This is a genomic window from Mycoplasma haliaeeti, from assembly GCF_048284645.1.
GTDB lineage: Bacteria > Bacillota_I > Bacilli_A > Mycoplasmatales > Metamycoplasmataceae > Mycoplasmopsis.
This window is the reverse complement of the sequence record NZ_JBLWAB010000013.1, coordinates 1-16,591: the sequence shown is the minus strand read 5'-3', so window position 1 is coordinate 16,591 and position 16,591 is coordinate 1. Positions and strand designations below refer to the sequence as shown.

Annotated in this window: 14 protein-coding genes and 8 tRNA genes; 20 read left to right on the top strand and 2 right to left on the bottom strand. The window is 31.1% G+C overall.

Going from position 1 to position 16,591, the window contains the following annotated elements:
- The first annotated feature begins 120 nt into the window (after positions 1 to 120).
- From ACNQ2T_RS03280 to rpmA, 14 genes are all read left to right on the top strand, one after another.
- A tRNA-Pro gene (locus ACNQ2T_RS03280) sits at positions 121 to 197 on the top strand.
- 5 nt (positions 198 to 202) lie between these two features.
- Positions 203 to 279: transfer RNA gene (locus ACNQ2T_RS03275), tRNA-Ala, on the top strand.
- Between the two features lie 5 nt (positions 280 to 284).
- Positions 285 to 361 (top strand) — tRNA-Met (locus ACNQ2T_RS03270).
- A 31-nt stretch (positions 362 to 392) separates the two neighbouring features.
- Positions 393 to 468, top strand: a tRNA-Ile gene (locus ACNQ2T_RS03265).
- 1 nt (position 469) lies between these two features.
- Positions 470 to 562 (top strand) — tRNA-Ser (locus tag ACNQ2T_RS03260).
- A gap of 21 nt (positions 563 to 583) precedes the next feature.
- Positions 584 to 658 (top strand) — tRNA-Met (locus ACNQ2T_RS03255).
- A 1-nt stretch (position 659) separates the two neighbouring features.
- Positions 660 to 736 (top strand) — tRNA-Asp (locus ACNQ2T_RS03250).
- A gap of 4 nt (positions 737 to 740) precedes the next feature.
- A tRNA-Phe gene (locus ACNQ2T_RS03245) sits at positions 741 to 816 on the top strand.
- A gap of 90 nt (positions 817 to 906) precedes the next feature.
- Entirely contained in the window at positions 907 to 3,570 is a 2,664-nt protein-coding gene (gene ileS, locus ACNQ2T_RS03240) for an isoleucine--tRNA ligase (RefSeq protein WP_418035986.1), read from the top strand.
- Between the two features lie 4 nt (positions 3,571 to 3,574).
- The gene (locus ACNQ2T_RS03235) at positions 3,575 to 4,228 is read left to right on the top strand and encodes a signal peptidase II (RefSeq protein ID WP_418006401.1); all 654 of its coding nucleotides are present in this window, start codon (positions 3,575 to 3,577) and stop codon (positions 4,226 to 4,228) included.
- A 47-nt stretch (positions 4,229 to 4,275) separates the two neighbouring features.
- Positions 4,276 to 5,676 (top strand): YitT family protein, encoded by a 1,401-nt coding sequence (locus ACNQ2T_RS03230; protein ID WP_416755381.1) that lies wholly within the window; start codon positions 4,276 to 4,278, stop codon positions 5,674 to 5,676.
- 66 nt (positions 5,677 to 5,742) lie between these two features.
- The gene (locus ACNQ2T_RS03225) at positions 5,743 to 5,985 is read left to right on the top strand and encodes a hypothetical protein (RefSeq protein WP_416755380.1); all 243 of its coding nucleotides are present in this window, start codon (positions 5,743 to 5,745) and stop codon (positions 5,983 to 5,985) included.
- Positions 5,986 to 6,102: 117 nt separating this feature from the next.
- Entirely contained in the window at positions 6,103 to 6,402 is a 300-nt protein-coding gene (gene rplU, locus ACNQ2T_RS03220) for a 50S ribosomal protein L21 (RefSeq protein WP_416738507.1), read from the top strand.
- A 7-nt stretch (positions 6,403 to 6,409) separates the two neighbouring features.
- On the top strand, positions 6,410 to 6,670 hold the full coding sequence (gene rpmA, locus ACNQ2T_RS03215; protein WP_416738506.1) for a 50S ribosomal protein L27: 261 nt from the start codon (positions 6,410 to 6,412) through the stop codon (positions 6,668 to 6,670).
- Between the two features lie 42 nt (positions 6,671 to 6,712).
- Here rpmA and ACNQ2T_RS03210 read toward each other — a convergent pair whose 3' ends face one another.
- Positions 6,713 to 7,441, bottom strand: a complete 729-nt coding sequence (locus ACNQ2T_RS03210) for a DNA-processing protein DprA (RefSeq protein ID WP_418018029.1) — start codon at positions 7,439 to 7,441, stop codon at positions 6,713 to 6,715.
- A 172-nt stretch (positions 7,442 to 7,613) separates the two neighbouring features.
- Here ACNQ2T_RS03210 and ACNQ2T_RS03205 point away from each other — a divergent pair, with 172 nt between their 5' ends.
- From ACNQ2T_RS03205 to ACNQ2T_RS03195, 3 genes are read left to right on the top strand one after another with little or no spacing between them, the layout of a single operon-like run.
- The gene (locus tag ACNQ2T_RS03205) at positions 7,614 to 8,651 is read left to right on the top strand and encodes an NAD(P)-dependent oxidoreductase (RefSeq protein ID WP_418006397.1); all 1,038 of its coding nucleotides are present in this window, start codon (positions 7,614 to 7,616) and stop codon (positions 8,649 to 8,651) included.
- Positions 8,644 to 9,771, top strand: a complete 1,128-nt coding sequence (locus ACNQ2T_RS03200; protein ID WP_418019765.1) for an aquaporin — start codon at positions 8,644 to 8,646, stop codon at positions 9,769 to 9,771. The genes ACNQ2T_RS03205 and ACNQ2T_RS03200 overlap by 8 nt, the downstream gene beginning before the upstream one ends.
- A 57-nt stretch (positions 9,772 to 9,828) precedes the next feature.
- Positions 9,829 to 11,958 (top strand): Tex-like N-terminal domain-containing protein, encoded by a 2,130-nt coding sequence (locus ACNQ2T_RS03195; protein ID WP_418035983.1) that lies wholly within the window; start codon positions 9,829 to 9,831, stop codon positions 11,956 to 11,958.
- Positions 11,959 to 12,023: 65 nt separating this feature from the next.
- Here the strand turns inward: ACNQ2T_RS03195 and ACNQ2T_RS03190 are convergent, their stop codons facing one another.
- Positions 12,024 to 12,791: an MAG0110 family membrane protein gene (locus tag ACNQ2T_RS03190; RefSeq protein ID WP_418035981.1), complete on the bottom strand. Its 768-nt coding sequence runs from the start codon at positions 12,789 to 12,791 to the stop codon at positions 12,024 to 12,026.
- 100 nt (positions 12,792 to 12,891) lie between these two features.
- On the opposite strand from ACNQ2T_RS03190, the gene ACNQ2T_RS03185 reads away from it, so the two are divergent.
- The 3 genes from ACNQ2T_RS03185 (at position 12,892) to ACNQ2T_RS03175 (ending at position 16,480) form a co-directional block, all read left to right on the top strand.
- Positions 12,892 to 14,208, top strand: a complete 1,317-nt coding sequence (locus ACNQ2T_RS03185) for a C1 family peptidase (protein ID WP_418035979.1) — start codon at positions 12,892 to 12,894, stop codon at positions 14,206 to 14,208.
- Positions 14,209 to 14,348: 140 nt separating this feature from the next.
- Positions 14,349 to 15,665, top strand: a complete 1,317-nt coding sequence (locus ACNQ2T_RS03180; protein WP_418035977.1) for a potassium channel family protein — start codon at positions 14,349 to 14,351, stop codon at positions 15,663 to 15,665.
- A complete protein-coding gene (locus ACNQ2T_RS03175; protein ID WP_418019762.1) occupies positions 15,653 to 16,480 on the top strand; it encodes a deoxyribonuclease IV in 828 nt (275 codons plus the stop codon). Before ACNQ2T_RS03180 ends, ACNQ2T_RS03175 begins: the two co-directional genes overlap by 13 nt.
- Positions 16,481 to 16,591: the final 111 nt, after the last annotated feature.

The following is a 16,591-nucleotide window of genomic DNA, read 5'->3' as shown; positions in this document are numbered from 1 at the left end:
TTAAAAGTTAATGTATTCAGACATTTTAATGAATTATTTAATTACTATTCAGTTTCCAAAGAACATTAAAAAATTTTTTGGAACTAAAAAAAGTTATAGTATAATATAAACGCAGTTCTTGGAGAAGTAGCTCAGTTTGGTAGAGCACTACATTTGGGCTGTAGTGGTCGCAGGTTCAAATCCTGTCTTCTTCACCATTTATGGGGGGTTAGCTCATTTGGCTAGAGCGCCTGCCTTGCACGCAGGAGGTGGTGGGTTCGAATCCCATACTCTCCACCATTTATGGCACTGTAGCTCAGTTGGTTAGAGCATCCGGTTCATACCCGGAAGGTCATGAGTTCGAATCTCATCGGTGCTACCATTTTTATACTATTTAAAACTGACTAACAGTCGGACCTATAGCTCAATGGTTAGAGCAACCGGCTCATAACCGGTCGGTTACAGGTTCGAGTCCTGTTGGGTCCACCAAGGGTGATTACCCAAGTCTGGCTGAAGGGACTAGTCTTGAAAACTAGCAGGGGCTTCACGGCCCGCGGGGGTTCGAATCCCTCATCACCCGCCAACTTAAATAGTATAAAGTTATAGCAGAGTGGAGCAGTGGAAGCTCGTCGGGCTCATAACCCGAAGGTCGAAAGTTCAATTCTTTCCTCTGCAACCATGGTCCAGTGGTAAAGTGGTTTAATACGCCTCCCTGTCACGGAGGAGATCGCGGGTTCAATTCCCGTCTGGACCGCCATATTGGCCTTGTAGCTCAGTTGGTAGAGCAACAGATTGAAGCTCTGTGTGTCGCTGGTTCGATTCCTGCCGAGGCCACCACCAAAATTCCTCTATTTTGTTAGCAAATAACTGTTAATGAAATAGAGGAATTTTTATTTTTAATAAATTTTCACAATGAAAGGATATAAAATGGATTACAAAAAAACGCTCAATATGCCAAATACAGCATTTGAAATGAGAGCTAATTTAACTACTAAAGAACCTCTTTTTAGAGAACAATTACTTAAAAACCAAGTTTATAAAAAAGTTTTAGAATTACACAAAAATGATCCACAATTCATCTTACACGATGGTCCACCTTATGCTAATGGTGATATACACGTAGGTCATGCTTTAAATAAGATTCTAAAAGATTTTATTGTTAGATATAAAACCTTAAGTGGTTTCTATTCACCATATGTACCTGGATGAGATACTCATGGATTACCAATTGAACACAAAATGTTACAAGAAATGAATGTGTCTAAAGACGAATTAGACCCAGTTACATTGCGTAAAAAAGCTCATGCCTATGCATTAAGTCAAGTTGAAAGACAAAAGGCTCAATTTATTCAATTACAAATGTTTGCAGACTTTGAAAAGATCTATGTAACATTAGCACCTGAATATGAAGCAAAGCAATTAGAAGTATTTGCTAAAATGATGCTTGATGGATTAGTTTACAAAGGCCTAAAACCAATTTACTGATCACCTTCATCTCAAAGTGCTTTAGCAGAAGCTGAAGTTGAATATCAAGATGTCAAAAGCCCTTCAATCTATGTTAAAATGCATGTTCAAAACTCTGATTTTAATAAAATTTTACCTGGAGATAGCTTTATTGTTTGAACAACTACACCTTGAACATTAATTGCTAATGCTGGGGTAGCTTTAGGAAGAGATATTGAATATGTTGTCTTTAGTCACGATGGTCAAAGATATGTAATGGCAAAAGACTTATATCAAGACTTCATGGATAGAATTGGATGAGAAAGCACAATTTTAACTTCATTCTATGGACAAGAAATTGAAAATAGTAAGATTGAATATTTAACTCCTATTTTACGTAAATTAGCTCCTGCAGTTATTGGACACCATGTTACAAATGAATCAGGAACTGGTATTGTGCATATTGCTCCGATGTTTGGGGAAGATGACTTCATGATTGGACTTAAGAACAATCTAGAAAACATTATGCACGTTTCAGATAAAGGATACATTGAAAATACTAATACACAATTTGATGGTAAATTCTATGCAGATGCTAATAAAGAAATTTCTGAATTCTTAGGTGATGATTTAATTCATTTCCAATGAGTAAAACACTCATATCCACACGATTGAAGAACACACCAACCAATTATCTTTAGAGGTACACCACAATGGTTTGTTTCTATTGATAAAATCAGAAATCAAATCTTAGAACAAATAGATACAGGTGTAAATACATACCCAGATTGAGCTAAACGTAGATTATTCCAAATGATTGAAAATAGACATGATTGAACTATCTCACGTCAAAGAACTTGAGGTTTACCATTAATTATTTTTTATGATGCAAATGGTGAAGCTATAGTTGATAAAGAACAATTTGATCATGTAATAAACCTTGTAAGACAACATGGTAGTGATATTTGATGAGAATGAGATACTGAAGCTTTATTATTACCTAAATATCAAGGTAAAAACTTCACACGTGAAATGGATATTATGGATGTTTGATTTGACTCTGGAGTTTCTTCAGTAGCTGTTAATATTGCTAATAATGTATCTTCACCATATGACCTTTATCTTGAAGGTATTGACCAATACAGAGGTTGATTTAACTCTTCAATTATTACTTCTGTAGCTTATAAAGGCCTAGCACCTTATCGTAATTTAATTTCTCATGGTTTCGTGCTTGATGGAAAAGGTGAAAAAATGTCTAAATCAAAAGGTAACATAGTTGCGCCTGTTGATGTAATCCAAAAACGTGGAGCTGACATTTTACGTCTTTGAGTAGCTAATAGTGAATATACAAATGATGTAACAATTTCTAATGAAATATTAGATCAAAACACAGAGATCTATCGTAAGATCCGTAACACAATTAAATTTATATTAGGTAACTTAGATGGATATCAATACCAAGCAAATACTCAAAGAACTGGTATTCATTTATTCATTAAGGAACAATTAAATAAATTAAAAGCTGATGTATTTGCAGCTTATGATGAATATAAATTCATTAACGTAATTAAATTAATCAACAATTATATTGTTGATCTATCCTCTTTCTACCTTTCAGTAACTAAAGATATTCTTTACATTAGAGAATTTAATAATGCTGAAAGACTTATGGTTCTTGCTAACTTATATGAAATCTTAGATTTCTTACTTATGGCGCTTGCACCTATTTTACCAACTACAATTGAAGAAGCTTATATGCACTTTAATAAAGTTAATAAATATGAATCAATTATGTTTGAAGGTTATGATAAAGACTTTAGCGTTAACCAAGAAGTATTAGACCAATTTAATGAATTCTTTGAATTACGTAGCAAAGTTAATGTCTTAATCGATGAAGCTACAAAGAATGGTTTAATTAAGCGCTCAAACGAAGTGGCTTTAGTATTACCACCACAATCAGACTTTATTAATTCATTAGATTTAAGAACCTTATTAATGGTTGGAAAAGTAGTTTCTGGAAGTGAACTTAAACTTGAAACATTTGACTCAGTTAAATGTGCAAGATGTTGAAACCACTTCTTAATAGAAGAAATGCATGACGACTTATGTCCTCTTTGTTTTGAAATAATTTCCAAAATAGTAGAATAATACTATGAGTAAAGTTAAAACACATTGAATAAATTATAAAAAATACTTTAAAAGCAACTGGAAAAAAGTAATTGCAGGCTATGTAATTATGCTATGTGCCTTCTTTATCTTTTATGCTATTGATCAAGTAACCAAAACTCTGTTATTCTATCACGTAGATGTAAATGCTATGGAAGCAGCTGGCAAAAGTACTTGAACCTTAAATGGCGGAACAATTGTCAACGTTAATCCTGAAGCTATTTTCCCTGATAGCAGTCAACAAATTAATTATGCGGGAGTTTTTGGAATTAGAAGTATTTGACATAAAGGTGTTACTTTCCTAAGCACGAACAATATTGCCTTTATTCAAGTAGTCAGCTTTATTATAGCAATTGCAATTTTACTAGTACCTCTATACCCTTCTAAGCTTTCTTTATTATATTGTGCCTTCTTTGGTATCTTACTAGCTGGGGATTTAGGGAATGCTACAGATAGAGTTGCTTTTAGTGGATATGTAAAAGATGAATTCTTTGTGCCTTGATTAGACAAAGGAACCTTCAATTTTGCTGACATTACAGTCTTTATTGGAGTTATTCTTATCATGTGTACAATTGTTGTGACAACTATCATGGAAATTGTCAAAGAAAAGAAAGAAAAAACAGAAAATCCTAAATCATAGTTATAAAAACTATGATTTTTCTTTATAAAATGTTGTAAAATTAAGCAATGATGAAGCAAACAAATTCGAGTGAAAATAAACACAAATTTAAGTATCCAACTTCTAATGACAAAGTTAGAAGAAAAATCTGAAAAGAAATGGTAAATAAGAAAGTGACTAATGACTATTATCCAGTTCAGTCTGATGCTAACTCATTAATTAGCACTGAAAAAGTTATTTGTGAAGAAGAATTCTTAAAATACAAGATGGGTAAATATTTACTAAATAATACCAAAAACACTAAGAGACTGACCTTTAAGGAATTTATACAAAGATATTGATTCAAAATCTTTTTACTATTTTGAGCTGCCTTTGTCTTTAACTTTGGGATTCATATCTTCTTAGCTAAATCAGATACCATACCTTCTGGTATTACCGGTATCCCTACCATCTTGCAATATTTATTCCCATTTTTACGTTCATATTTCGCTTTAATTTATTTTGCTTGCAACCTTCCGTTATTTTTAATCTTTTGACGTAAAGTAAAACGTAGTTTCTTAGTTTATACATTAATTTTTATGTTATTTTTACAAGTGACTAACTTTATCTTTACTCAACACGAAGTGCATGTTTTCTTATTTGAAAAAATCAACTTTGTGCACAACGATTTTAATGATTACAAATTAATTTATAATCCAGATCTTAGAGAATTTAGAGTAATTGAAGATGGTGATTTGTATGATAAAACCAAATGAGCAGAAGCACCTTTAAATCAAGTTTTTGATTATTTAGAAAATAGAAAAGAATTTACTTCAGCCATTCCAATGGATGCAATTAAAACTCTAACCTTAGAACAAACTAATCAACTTGTGTGATATGCTGATGGTCAAACATGACCAATCCTACTTTATGGATGCATTGGAGCTGCCTTTATTGGTGTTGGAATTGCATTATCATGAAAAGCAGGAGGGTCTACTGGTGGAACCGATATTGTAGCTTACTTCTTTTCAACTAAATACAAGAAAAGCGTTGGTGGAATACTAGCTACAGTTGCTTTCTTTACAGCTTGCACATTCTTAGTAATTTATGGTTTTGTAAGACCTAATGTAAATGGCGAAATCTTTGGAATGAGAGAACTTTCAACATTTGCATACTTACTTGTAACTAACTTTGTAGTAAGTATCTTATATCCTAAATATAAGAAAGTTAAATTGACCATTATTTCAACTGAACCTGAAAAAGTGATTGCCTACTTCAAACTTATTAACTACTGACACAGTTATAGATTAGTTAGATTTAAATCTGGATACACAGGTAAATATTCATACAAAATTGAAACTGTTGCTTTATTACTTGAAACAAAAAACATTATTGATGACTTAAAACTAGTTGATCCAAATATTTGAATCTCAACCTTATCGGTTCGTAATGTTAATGGATCATTTAATACAGAATTCGTGGAACAATAGTATGCTATTGTTCTTTTTTTGTCCATTTGAAAAGAAAAATAATTTATATAGTGAAAGGAGGCAGATATGAAACTAAATGAGCTTGAAAAAGTGCAAACTAAGCAACTTAGTAACGTTACACCCGGAATGGGAATAACTGGTGTTCTTTCAATAGTTGCTACAAGTATTGGCGTAATCTCACAATTTGTTAGTCTATTTAAATCTTTTAAGTCTACAACTGGCTCATATAAGACAAAAGACGCAGAATATAAATGAGATAATAATGAAAAAAATGCTCCAAAAATACTAGAAAATTACATACTATTTTAACTTTTTATTTTTTGTAAAGAGGGTATAATATGCATGTTACTTCAAGTAACCGTACTGAAAAGGTTCATAAAGTGCATTTGCCACCTTAAAGACGAGCCACTATTTTGGAGGTATTGCATGTTAGCAATTATCGAAACAGGTGGGAAACAACTTTTAGTTAAAGAAGGTCAAACAATCTTCATCGAAAAAATCGAAGGTGAAGAAAACTCAGAAGTAAAATTTGATAAAGTTTTACTTGTTGATGACAAAATTGGTAGACCATACTTAGAAGGTGCAGTCGTAACAGGAACTATCGAAAAACAAGGTAAAGCGAAGAAAATCGTTGTTTATCGTCACAATGCGAAATCTACTCACAAGAGAAAACTTGGACATCGTCAACCATATACACGTGTTAAAATCACAGGAATTGCAGGTTAATTAGACTATGGCACATACGAAAGCCGGTGGATCTACTCGTAACGGGCGTGATTCACACTCAAAACGTCTAGGTGCTAAGTTAGGTGATGGACAATTCGCAACAGCAGGATCAATCATTTATCGTCAAAGAGGGACAAAAATCTTCCCTGGACAAAATGTTGGTCGTGGTGGAGACGATACTTTATTTACAAAAATCGATGGTTATGTAAAATACGAAAGCAGAAGAAACAGAAAGTATGTTTCAGTATACCCTGAAAAACAAAATTAATATATTATAAAATGTGCCCCCTAAGAGCACATTTTTCTTTACTTAAACACATTCAGTAATTTTAGTAATATAGTTTGCACCACTTTTGATTAAAACATCATTACCATCATTTGGCTGACTACTTGGAAAACAATTAATTTCCTTACCAATATCATTGAAATAATTAATCAAATTAAAGGCTTTAGAATCAGCAGTTAATGAAAAAGCAATTAACTGGGTAGAAATAATTGAAGCAATAATATTAGCTTCTTTAAAGTAATGTCTCTTCGGATGCACTCCTAAAGGATATTGAGTTAAAAAGAGTTCATTATTTAAATTAGCTTCACGATAATTAACTTTGTCTAGTCCTTCCTTTAAAATGTGAATTATCTTACCATTATTTTCACGATAGAGATTAATTAGATGATGTTCAGATTCATAATCATTAGTAATTAGTACGCAATTGTGAACTAAAGTGTTGATATTTTCTTCCAAATAAGCCTGTGTCGTAGGGTTATTGATTTCATTAATTAGATAGAAGCGATGTTTATAATTAAGTAATTTTTCATTTCCCTTAAAGTATAGAACATATGGTGGATAACGCAATACATTAAAATCTGCTGGATAGTTCTCGTCCAATATCGTATAATATTGGGCTCCAAAATCATCATATAATTGTTTTCATTCTAGTAGTTGTTTTCGACTAATGTGTTTAAAATTTTTCACTTCTCTAAAGATTAAAAAGGAGTCTCCTTTATACTTATTTGATGCATAAAATAATAAATCATTCATATTTACCTCCACTATATAAATTATTTTTTAGCAAAATGAACAAAAAGTGGAAAAAATGGGCTTTTTAAAACTTTTATGCCTTAAATATAGGCATCTTAAATGTTTTCTATTTTAATCTAAAATAATATAATATACACAAAATAAACTTATTAATATTATCGTAGGAGAAAATATGAAAATAGCTTTCTTTGATTCTAAAGACTATGATGTAAAGTCATTTGAAAAATACAACAATGGAAGACATGAAATTACATTTTTTAAAGAAAACCTTAACCTAGACACAGTTAAATTAGCTCAAGGTTATGATGCAGTTTGTGGATTTGTAAATACATACGGAGATAAAGTTATCTTAGAAGTACTTGCAAAAATGGGAGTTAAATACTGATTCCAAAGATCAATGGGATACAACAAAATTGATGTTGCTAAAGCCAATGAGCTAGGAATAGAAGTATTTAGAATATTTAACTACTCAGCTGAAAGTATTGGTGAATTTGCTTTTGCAGGAATGTCTGCATTAAACAGAAATTTACTAATTGCTAACTCAAGAGTGCAAAAATACAACTTCTCATTAAATGGACTTGATGGTAAATGCATTGGTAACTCAACTATCGGAGTTATTGGTTCAGGTAAAATTGGCCAAACATTTATCAAAATTGCAAGAGCTACAGGTGCTAGAGTGTTAGTATTTGATGCCTTTGCTAGAGATAACTTCCCACAACTTGCTGAACAATTTGGTTTTGAATTCGTTTCATTAACTGAATTATTACAACAAAGTGATTTCATTTCAATTCACTGTCCTTTACTACCATCAACAAGATACTTGATTGATGATGCAGCTATTAACACAATGAAAGATGGTGTTATTGTAGTAAATACAGCTAGAGGAGAAATTGTTGATCTAAAAGCAATGATAAAAGGTCTTAAATCAGGAAAAGTTCGTGGATTTGCTACTGACGTTCTTGAAAGAGAAGAAGGTAGATTTTACGAAGACGTTTCAGCACGTATAACTGAACTAAAAGCTATGGACCCAGAATGAAAAGAACTAATTGAAATGGATAATGTTTTAATTACTTCTCACCAAGCTTACTTAACAGACTTAGCATTAAGCCAAATTGCATTGGCAACACTTGAAAATGCTGACAACGCAGAAAAAGGAGACTTCTCTAAAGCTCTCAAAGTACTAGAGAACGGAAAAATACAAAATGGATAATAAAGTAATCGCTGTCGATCAAACTAATTCAGCAAATACTAAAAAGAAACCTGCTGTAAAAGTTTTAGATTTCTTTAAAGATTTATTCAGCTTTTTTAAACTAAAAGCAACCGAACGTGGGGACGCTGAAAAGCCTGCTGACGTTCGTACTTGAATTGTACATGGACTTGCAGAGTTCTTTGGAACAATTCTTATTTCACTTGGACTTGCTGGTGTATCTATTTACACTGCATCAGGTAAGCCTGCTGAAGAATACTTACTTCACCCAATTATCGTTGGATTCTATGCAGGATTTATTGTTGTAGGAATTTGTTTATTCTTATTCTTACGTTGAAGTTGTGACTTAAACCCTTCAGTTACAATTTATCGTTATTTAAATGGGCGTAACAATGGATGATACGCTTCATACAAAATTTTTATTCAAACCCTAGGTGCTATTGCAGCTGGTGCTATTATTTATGGACTTGGTAAAGCTTCAGCACCTCATGGATATATTTCAAACGCGCCTATTACAGCAATAAATGCAGCTTCTAAATCATTTTTAGACTACACCAACTGCTCTAAAGAACAAGTCTTAGCAGCTGGTTCTGTTTGAATTTTCTTTGTTGAGTTAGTAATGACTGCAATTCTACTTTTCCCAATTTTTTCACCAAACATTAACAATAAGTACCGTGACTTATTAATTATGTTTGTTATCTCATTAAGTGTTTGAATGGGATTATTAGGTGGATCTGCTGCAATTAACCCAGCTAGAGGGTTAGCACAACAATTCCCTATCTTATTATTTGAAGGACATTCTGATAACTTTGTAGCTATTACTGGAAAACAATTAGCTAGCTACAAGAACTTAGGATTTGACCCAGCTCATATTATTGTTGATGGTAAAGTTGGATTAAGTTCTATTCAATCAGTAAAAGATAGCCACATATTATGAGATTCAATTGTTTATGGAACTATTGCTATGGTACTTGGTGATGTTTTATCTCCTGTATTCTACTTATTAGTACAAGGCTCAACACAAAAATTTGTTAACCCATTAGTTGCAAAAATTATTGGATTTAAAAACTATAGATCTCAAATGATGACAACTCCAAATAAAGAATTAAATAACAAAAAATAAAAATATATCATACATATATTCATAATATATGTATGATTTTTATATCTAGGAGGATATATGGATACACAAGCAATTAAACTAGTTGCACAAGAATTAAATATTGATACCAAACAAGTTAATATTGTGCTAGAAATGCTCTCAGAAGGTGCTACAGTGCCTTTCATTTCTCGTTATAGAAAAGATAAAACTGGTGGACTAGATGAAGAACAAATTTATCGGATTGAAGCTTTATTTAAATATAAAAATGAATTACTTGAAAGACAAAGTGCAATTATAAAAATCTTAAAAGAAAAGGATTTATTAACTGATGAACTGGAAGCAAAAATACTTGCTACAAGTGTTAAAAGTGATTTAGAAGCTTTATATGAACCATTTAAAGTTGGAAAAGTAACTAAAGCTTCTAAAGCCATTGCATTAGGCCTTGAACCTTTGGCTAAAAGAATTTTTGAAAATAAATCACCTAATTTTGATCCTAAAATTGAAGCTAAAAAATATCTTAGTTCGGAAGTTACTTCAGTTGAATTTGCCTTGGAACAAGCTAATTACATCATAGCGCAATGAATTTCACAAGACTTTGAAATTAGAGAAAAAATTAAGGCAGATATTATTAAATTTGGAAGTATAGTAACTAAGCAAAATCCTAAAGTAGAAGATGAAGGCTTAAAATTTAAGAACTACTATGACTATACAATACCTGTAAAATACATTAAGAATCACAATGTACTAGCTATTAACCGGGGAGAAAAACTTGGCATCTTGCGTTTAAGCTTTACTTATAATGAAAGTTTTCTTGAAACTATTGTACTTAAGAAAGTTGACAAGACTAGAAATAATAAAAATAATATCCTTGAAGCTGTTAAAGATAGTTTAAAACGTCTTATTTTACCAAGTGTTGAAAGAGAGATTTTTTCAGATCTTTTTGCTAAAGCAGAAGCTTCAAGTATTCAAATCTTTGCCAACTCTATTGAAAAGTTGTTACTTGCACCTGCAATTTCAGGACATAATATTTTAGCTATTGACCCAGCCTTTGTTAATGGATGTAAACTTGCTGCTTTAAACGAAAATGGAGACGTTTTAGAAATTATTAAGATTTTCCCAAATAAACCTCAAGAAAGAACAGCAGAGGCAGCTAAAATTACATTAGACATGATTCGTAAACACAATATTGATATTGTAGTAATTGGAAATGGGACTGCATCACGTGAAACTGAGGCTTTTATTGCTAACTTAATTAAGAAAAACAACTTAAATATTAAATATGCGATTGTTTCTGAAGTAGGAGCCAGTGTTTATTCAGCCTCTAAATTAGCAATTGAAGAATTTCCTAACTTACATGTTGAAGAACGTAGTGCAATAAATATTGGACGTAAGTTCTTAGACCCACTTAACGAACTAGTTAAAATTGATCCTAAATCAATTGGTGTTGGTCAATATCAACATGATGTCAACCAAAAAGAACTAGAACACTATCTAGATTTCAAGGTACAAAAGGTAGTTAATGAGGTTGGAGTTGATTTAAACACAGCAACTAAACATATCTTAACCTTTATTGCAGGGCTTAGCCCTAAGAATGCTGAAAATATAGTTGAATATCGTAATAATAAAGCTGATAAAAGTTTTAACTCTAGATTTGAACTTAAAAATATCAAAGGGATTGGGGAAAAAACCTTTGAACAATGTATTGGATTCTTAAGAATCTTTAGTTCAGATAATTTCTTGGATAAAACAATTATTCACCCTGAATCATATCCATTAGCTCAAGCTATTATTAGAGATTATAACTTAAGTCCAAATGATAATGGAATTGACGTTTCTGCCTTGCAGGTAGATAAATTAGTTCAAGAATATGGCTCAGATAAATATTCAATTGAGCTTATTTTGCAAGCATTATCTACACCAACTAAAAAGATTTTAGATAATAAGCAAGGATTTATTTTAAAAGACAGCATTACAAACGTTGAAGACTTGCAGGTAGGCTCAGTAGTATCTGGAACTGTAGAAAATATTACTGATTTTGGTGTATTCATGTATATTGGAATTAAGCAAAGCTTATTTATTCATGTAAGCAATTTAAAATTAGAAGCTGGTAATAGTATCTTTGATCAATACTATCCAGGAATGATTTTAAAAGCTGAAATTATTGAAATAGATTTACAACGTAACCGTGTTACAGGTAAAGAACTTTAAGATTAACTAGCTAAAGCAGAAAAAAAGTTGGTTTGTAACCAACTCATTCTAGCATAGCTAGTTTTTTAATTTCTTCTGCTTCCTGTCATTAAACTAATAATGTATCATAGCAATTGTGCATAAGAAATAAATAACATAACTCCTGAAATAATTGCTTGAGATCACATGTCTTTAGTACCCATGTATTGAGCCATATCTGCAGTATTACGAATTTGTCATCATTGAATAATCATGTTAATTGAAATTAAAGCTGTTGCAATTACAATAGCATATCAATCAGCTTTAAAGACAAAGAATGAAACTATAAATGTGATTATAAAAGCAACAAATAAGAAACCTGAAAAGATTCCCAATGCTCTGATATTAATAAGATTAAATAATCCTAAAATAGCAGCTACAATCATAACTCCAGCAGGAATTAACATAATTCCAATCATTTGTGGAATTTGATTTAATGAAATTTCATTTGTATTATATTTCACTATAAAGTAAGCATAAAAGGCAAATCCAATAGCAATTCCATAAAAGACAATGACAATTGGGAAGACTAATAGCTTAAATCAATTGCTTTTTATTTTTTGAATAAAAAGAGTAATGACAAATGTAAGGACAAATAGGACTACAAATGTAGCAATTAGTGCTCCAGTATGGTTATAAGCAATTGATTGGAATGATTCTGTTCCAAACCACACGCTAAATCCAGCAGCCACTGAAAGCATAGCAATTAATCCTACTATAAAAGTAGCTAACATAACAGCATAAAATTGTGCTCTTGAAGCTACACCTTCTGTTTCATAGACTTCTGAATGTTCTTGTTTTCTAGTTAAATTCATATCTTTATTGTACCATAATTGTTTATAACAAAAAAAGCATAATATTACCTTGATTTCATTAAAAAACTGTATCATATATAAAGACTTAAAGGAGAACAAAATGGAATTAAAATTAGAAACATTAAATAAATTTGCTCAAAGATTTGATGCAAAAGAAAATAATAAATTAATTCAAAATGCAGTAATTAAAAATGGTATTAAAAACACATGTATTAACCATGAAGTTCTAATTAAACATGACTTTGTCTTTGATATAGAAACTACACTTGGTGATATTACATCTCAAAATTCTAGTGGTAGATGTTGAATTTTTGCTTCATTAAACATGGCAAGAGTCGCAGCTATGAAGAATCTTAATGTTAAAACATTTGAATTCTCTCAAAACTACTTTGCTTTTTATGACAAACTAGAAAAAGCTAATACATTCCTTAATTTAGCAATTGAAAACATTGACAAAGATGCCAATGATAGATTAATTTACCACTTAATAGCACACTCAACTGCAACTGATGGTGGTTACTGAGAATGATTTGCTTCATTACTTAGAAAATATGGTGCTGTACCAAAAAGCATTATGCCTGAAACATTCCTATCAGGAAATACTAATGAAATGAATGAACAAATCGATTTACATTTAAAACAAGCTTACAACACTTTAAAACAAATGCATAAACAAGGAAAAAGCCTACAAGCTATGCATGAATACAGAGAAGAAGTTTTATTTGAAGTCTATGACATAGTTGCAAAATGTTTAGGACGTCCACCTAAAGTATTTACTTATGAATACAAGGACAAGGATGATAAATATCAAAAAGTTCAAAATGTTACACCTAAAGAATTCTTTGATAGATTTGTAGGAAGTGATTTTGATAATAAAGTAGACCTAATTCACGACCCTCGTGATTTATATCCAACAGGTACAAAATACATCCTTAAATATCAAAATTCAATTTATCAAGATAGTGAAGTTGCAATGGTTAATGCTCCTTTAAATGTAATTAAAGAAGCAGTAATTGCCTCTTTAAAGGACAATGTACCAGTTTGATTTGGATGTGATATTGATCCATTCAAAGACAATAAATCAGGTGTTTTAGATCCAGAACTTTACTTATATGATGAATTATTTACACCTGTAAATAACTTAAATAAAGCTGCTAGAGTTGATTTATTTAACTCTTCATTAAACCATGCAATGGCTTTTGTTGGTGTTAAAACTAATGAAGGTAAACCAGTGGCTTGAAAAGTAGAAAACTCTTGAGGTGATAAATCAGGAAATAAAGGGGTTTACTCAATGTCTGATTCATGATTTGATGAATACAATTTCTCAGTAATTGTAGATCGCAAATATGTAGACCAAGCTTTATTAAAAGAAACAAATCCAAAAGTTTACCTTGAACTTTGAGAACCACTTGCTTAATAATAATCTTATGCATCAATCATTGATGCATTTTTATTTAACTTTTATCCCTATCTGATAGGCTTAAAAGCACAAAAATGTTTCAATGTAAAGAATTTTGTAGCATTTTATAAAAGTTAAAACTTTTATAAAATATATGTATGGAAACAATTAAACTTAATTTAGAAAATAAAAATACTATTTTAAAAATCATTTCTTTAATGACTTGGTCAAATTCTAAGATTCCAAGTTCTCTAGCTAAAGAAAAGAAAAAGATTAAATTAATTACTTATTTATATGCAGGAATAATCTCATTTGCATGTTTTGTTTCTTTTTTATCACTAATTCAAGTACCGATAGAAAAGCTAACTAGCTGAGGACATTTCTTAGCTACAATGCAAATTATTACATTCTTTGTCTTCATTATTGATTATGGATTGCATATGATTACATATCGGATTCATTATCCAGAATTAAAACTGCCAATGTGAAAAGCTTGTTTAAAATATATCTTTTCATTTACAGGAATAATTATTCTGTTTTGTATTTTGGCATCATTTAATGCAATTGAATATATGTTGCCAACCAATCAACAAGGTAACTATAAAGATAGTGGAGCAGCAAAATTCTTTAGTGATATTAAATCACTTACAATCTTTAAGATGATTCGTTTCTTCTTTGTACTAACATTATTTGCACCATTTCACATTATTGCTGAAGTGTTTAATCAACAAAGAAGAGTGCTTACATATGTTTTTATCTTAATCATTATTATGATTATTCTGTTTGCTTTGATTATTTGAAATAATGAAGCTAACTACTTACGCGCACAACAAATCCAATATATAGCAACGCAAAGAGAGCTAAAAGGATCAGCTTTATATAACTGATATCAACAAAATAGTTCTTTAGCTCCATTAGCTAATAAAACAGGTGATGATTTAAATTTAGCTATTTATAAATACTTTACAGAGCTAAAGAATACTAATGATTTAGCTACAGCAAATCTTCAAGCAAGTATTGCATCCTTAGGAAATGGATATGCAACTAACTTTTGAAATGCTATTTACTTTACTACAATTACCTTAACTACAATAGGATATGGTGATTTTGTACCACATGCACCAGTAACTAAAGGAATTGTCACATTTATCTCATTAGTATCTATTGCAATTATCGCAATCCCATCAGGGCTTATTGCTGGGTCATTCTTGAATGAAATGCAAAAACATTTTAAGAATAATGATGAAAATGTGCATGTAAAAGCTAAAGAAAAATTAAGTGAAATTAAAGAAGATGTTAAAGAAGCTTTAGCTGAAGCTAATGCCAAAGAAATTATTGTAAAACCTATTAAAAAAGTAAAAGAAAAAACCAGTGCTAATGCACAAGAAAAAGCTGTTGAAAAAACTGAAAATAATGACGAGAATAATAATGATCAAGCAGATCAAAACAAAGGGGATAAATTATGAAACTTATAGGATCTCATGTGCCTTTTAAGGCACCTAACTACTTAGTAGAATCATGCCAATTTTCCCTTGATAATGGGGCAAACACAATGATGATTTATTTAGGTGCTCCGCAAAACGTACGTAGAGTAGAGCCTGAAAAATATAATCTTGCTCAATATGAAGCACAATACGAAAAACTAATTACAAAAGAACATGTAGTGGTACATGCTCCATATATTGTTAATCCTTCAAATCCAGATAAAAGTGCCTTTGCAGTAGACTTTTTAGTTCAAGAAATTGAAAGAATGAATTATGCAGGGTTTAAATATTTAGTTTTACACCCTGGAGCAAGTGTAGGACATTCAGTAGAAGAAGCATTAGATACTTTAGTTGATTCCTTAAAAGAAATACTAGCTCGTAGCAAAGATGTTGTTATATGTCTAGAAACTATGTCAGGAAAAGGAAGTGAAGTAGGTATCAACTTTGAGCAATTAGCTCATGTACTAAAATGAGTTGATAATGAAAGATTGCAAGTTTGCTTGGATACATGCCATGTATGAGATGCTGGATATGATATTCAAGACTATGAAGCCTTTAAACAAGAACTTAAGGATTGAGATATCTTAAAGCACATCAAAGTTATTCACCTAAATGATTCTAAAAATGAAGTTGCTTCTCATAAAGATAGACATGCAAACATTGGAAAAGGAACTATTGGCCTAGAAACATTACAAAAATTTGTCTTTGATCCTGATTTTGACAATGTTCCAATAATTCTAGAAACTCCAGTGCCAGAAACAGGTCCAATTTACAAAGAAGAAATAGCAATGCTATTACAAAAATAGGCTAGCATCAGCTAGCTTTTTTGTTACAAAAAACACCATAGCATGGAGCTAATGGTGGCTTAATTGCAATCTCCAGTGCAACACTTTTATTAAGGTATAATAAAAGTGGAG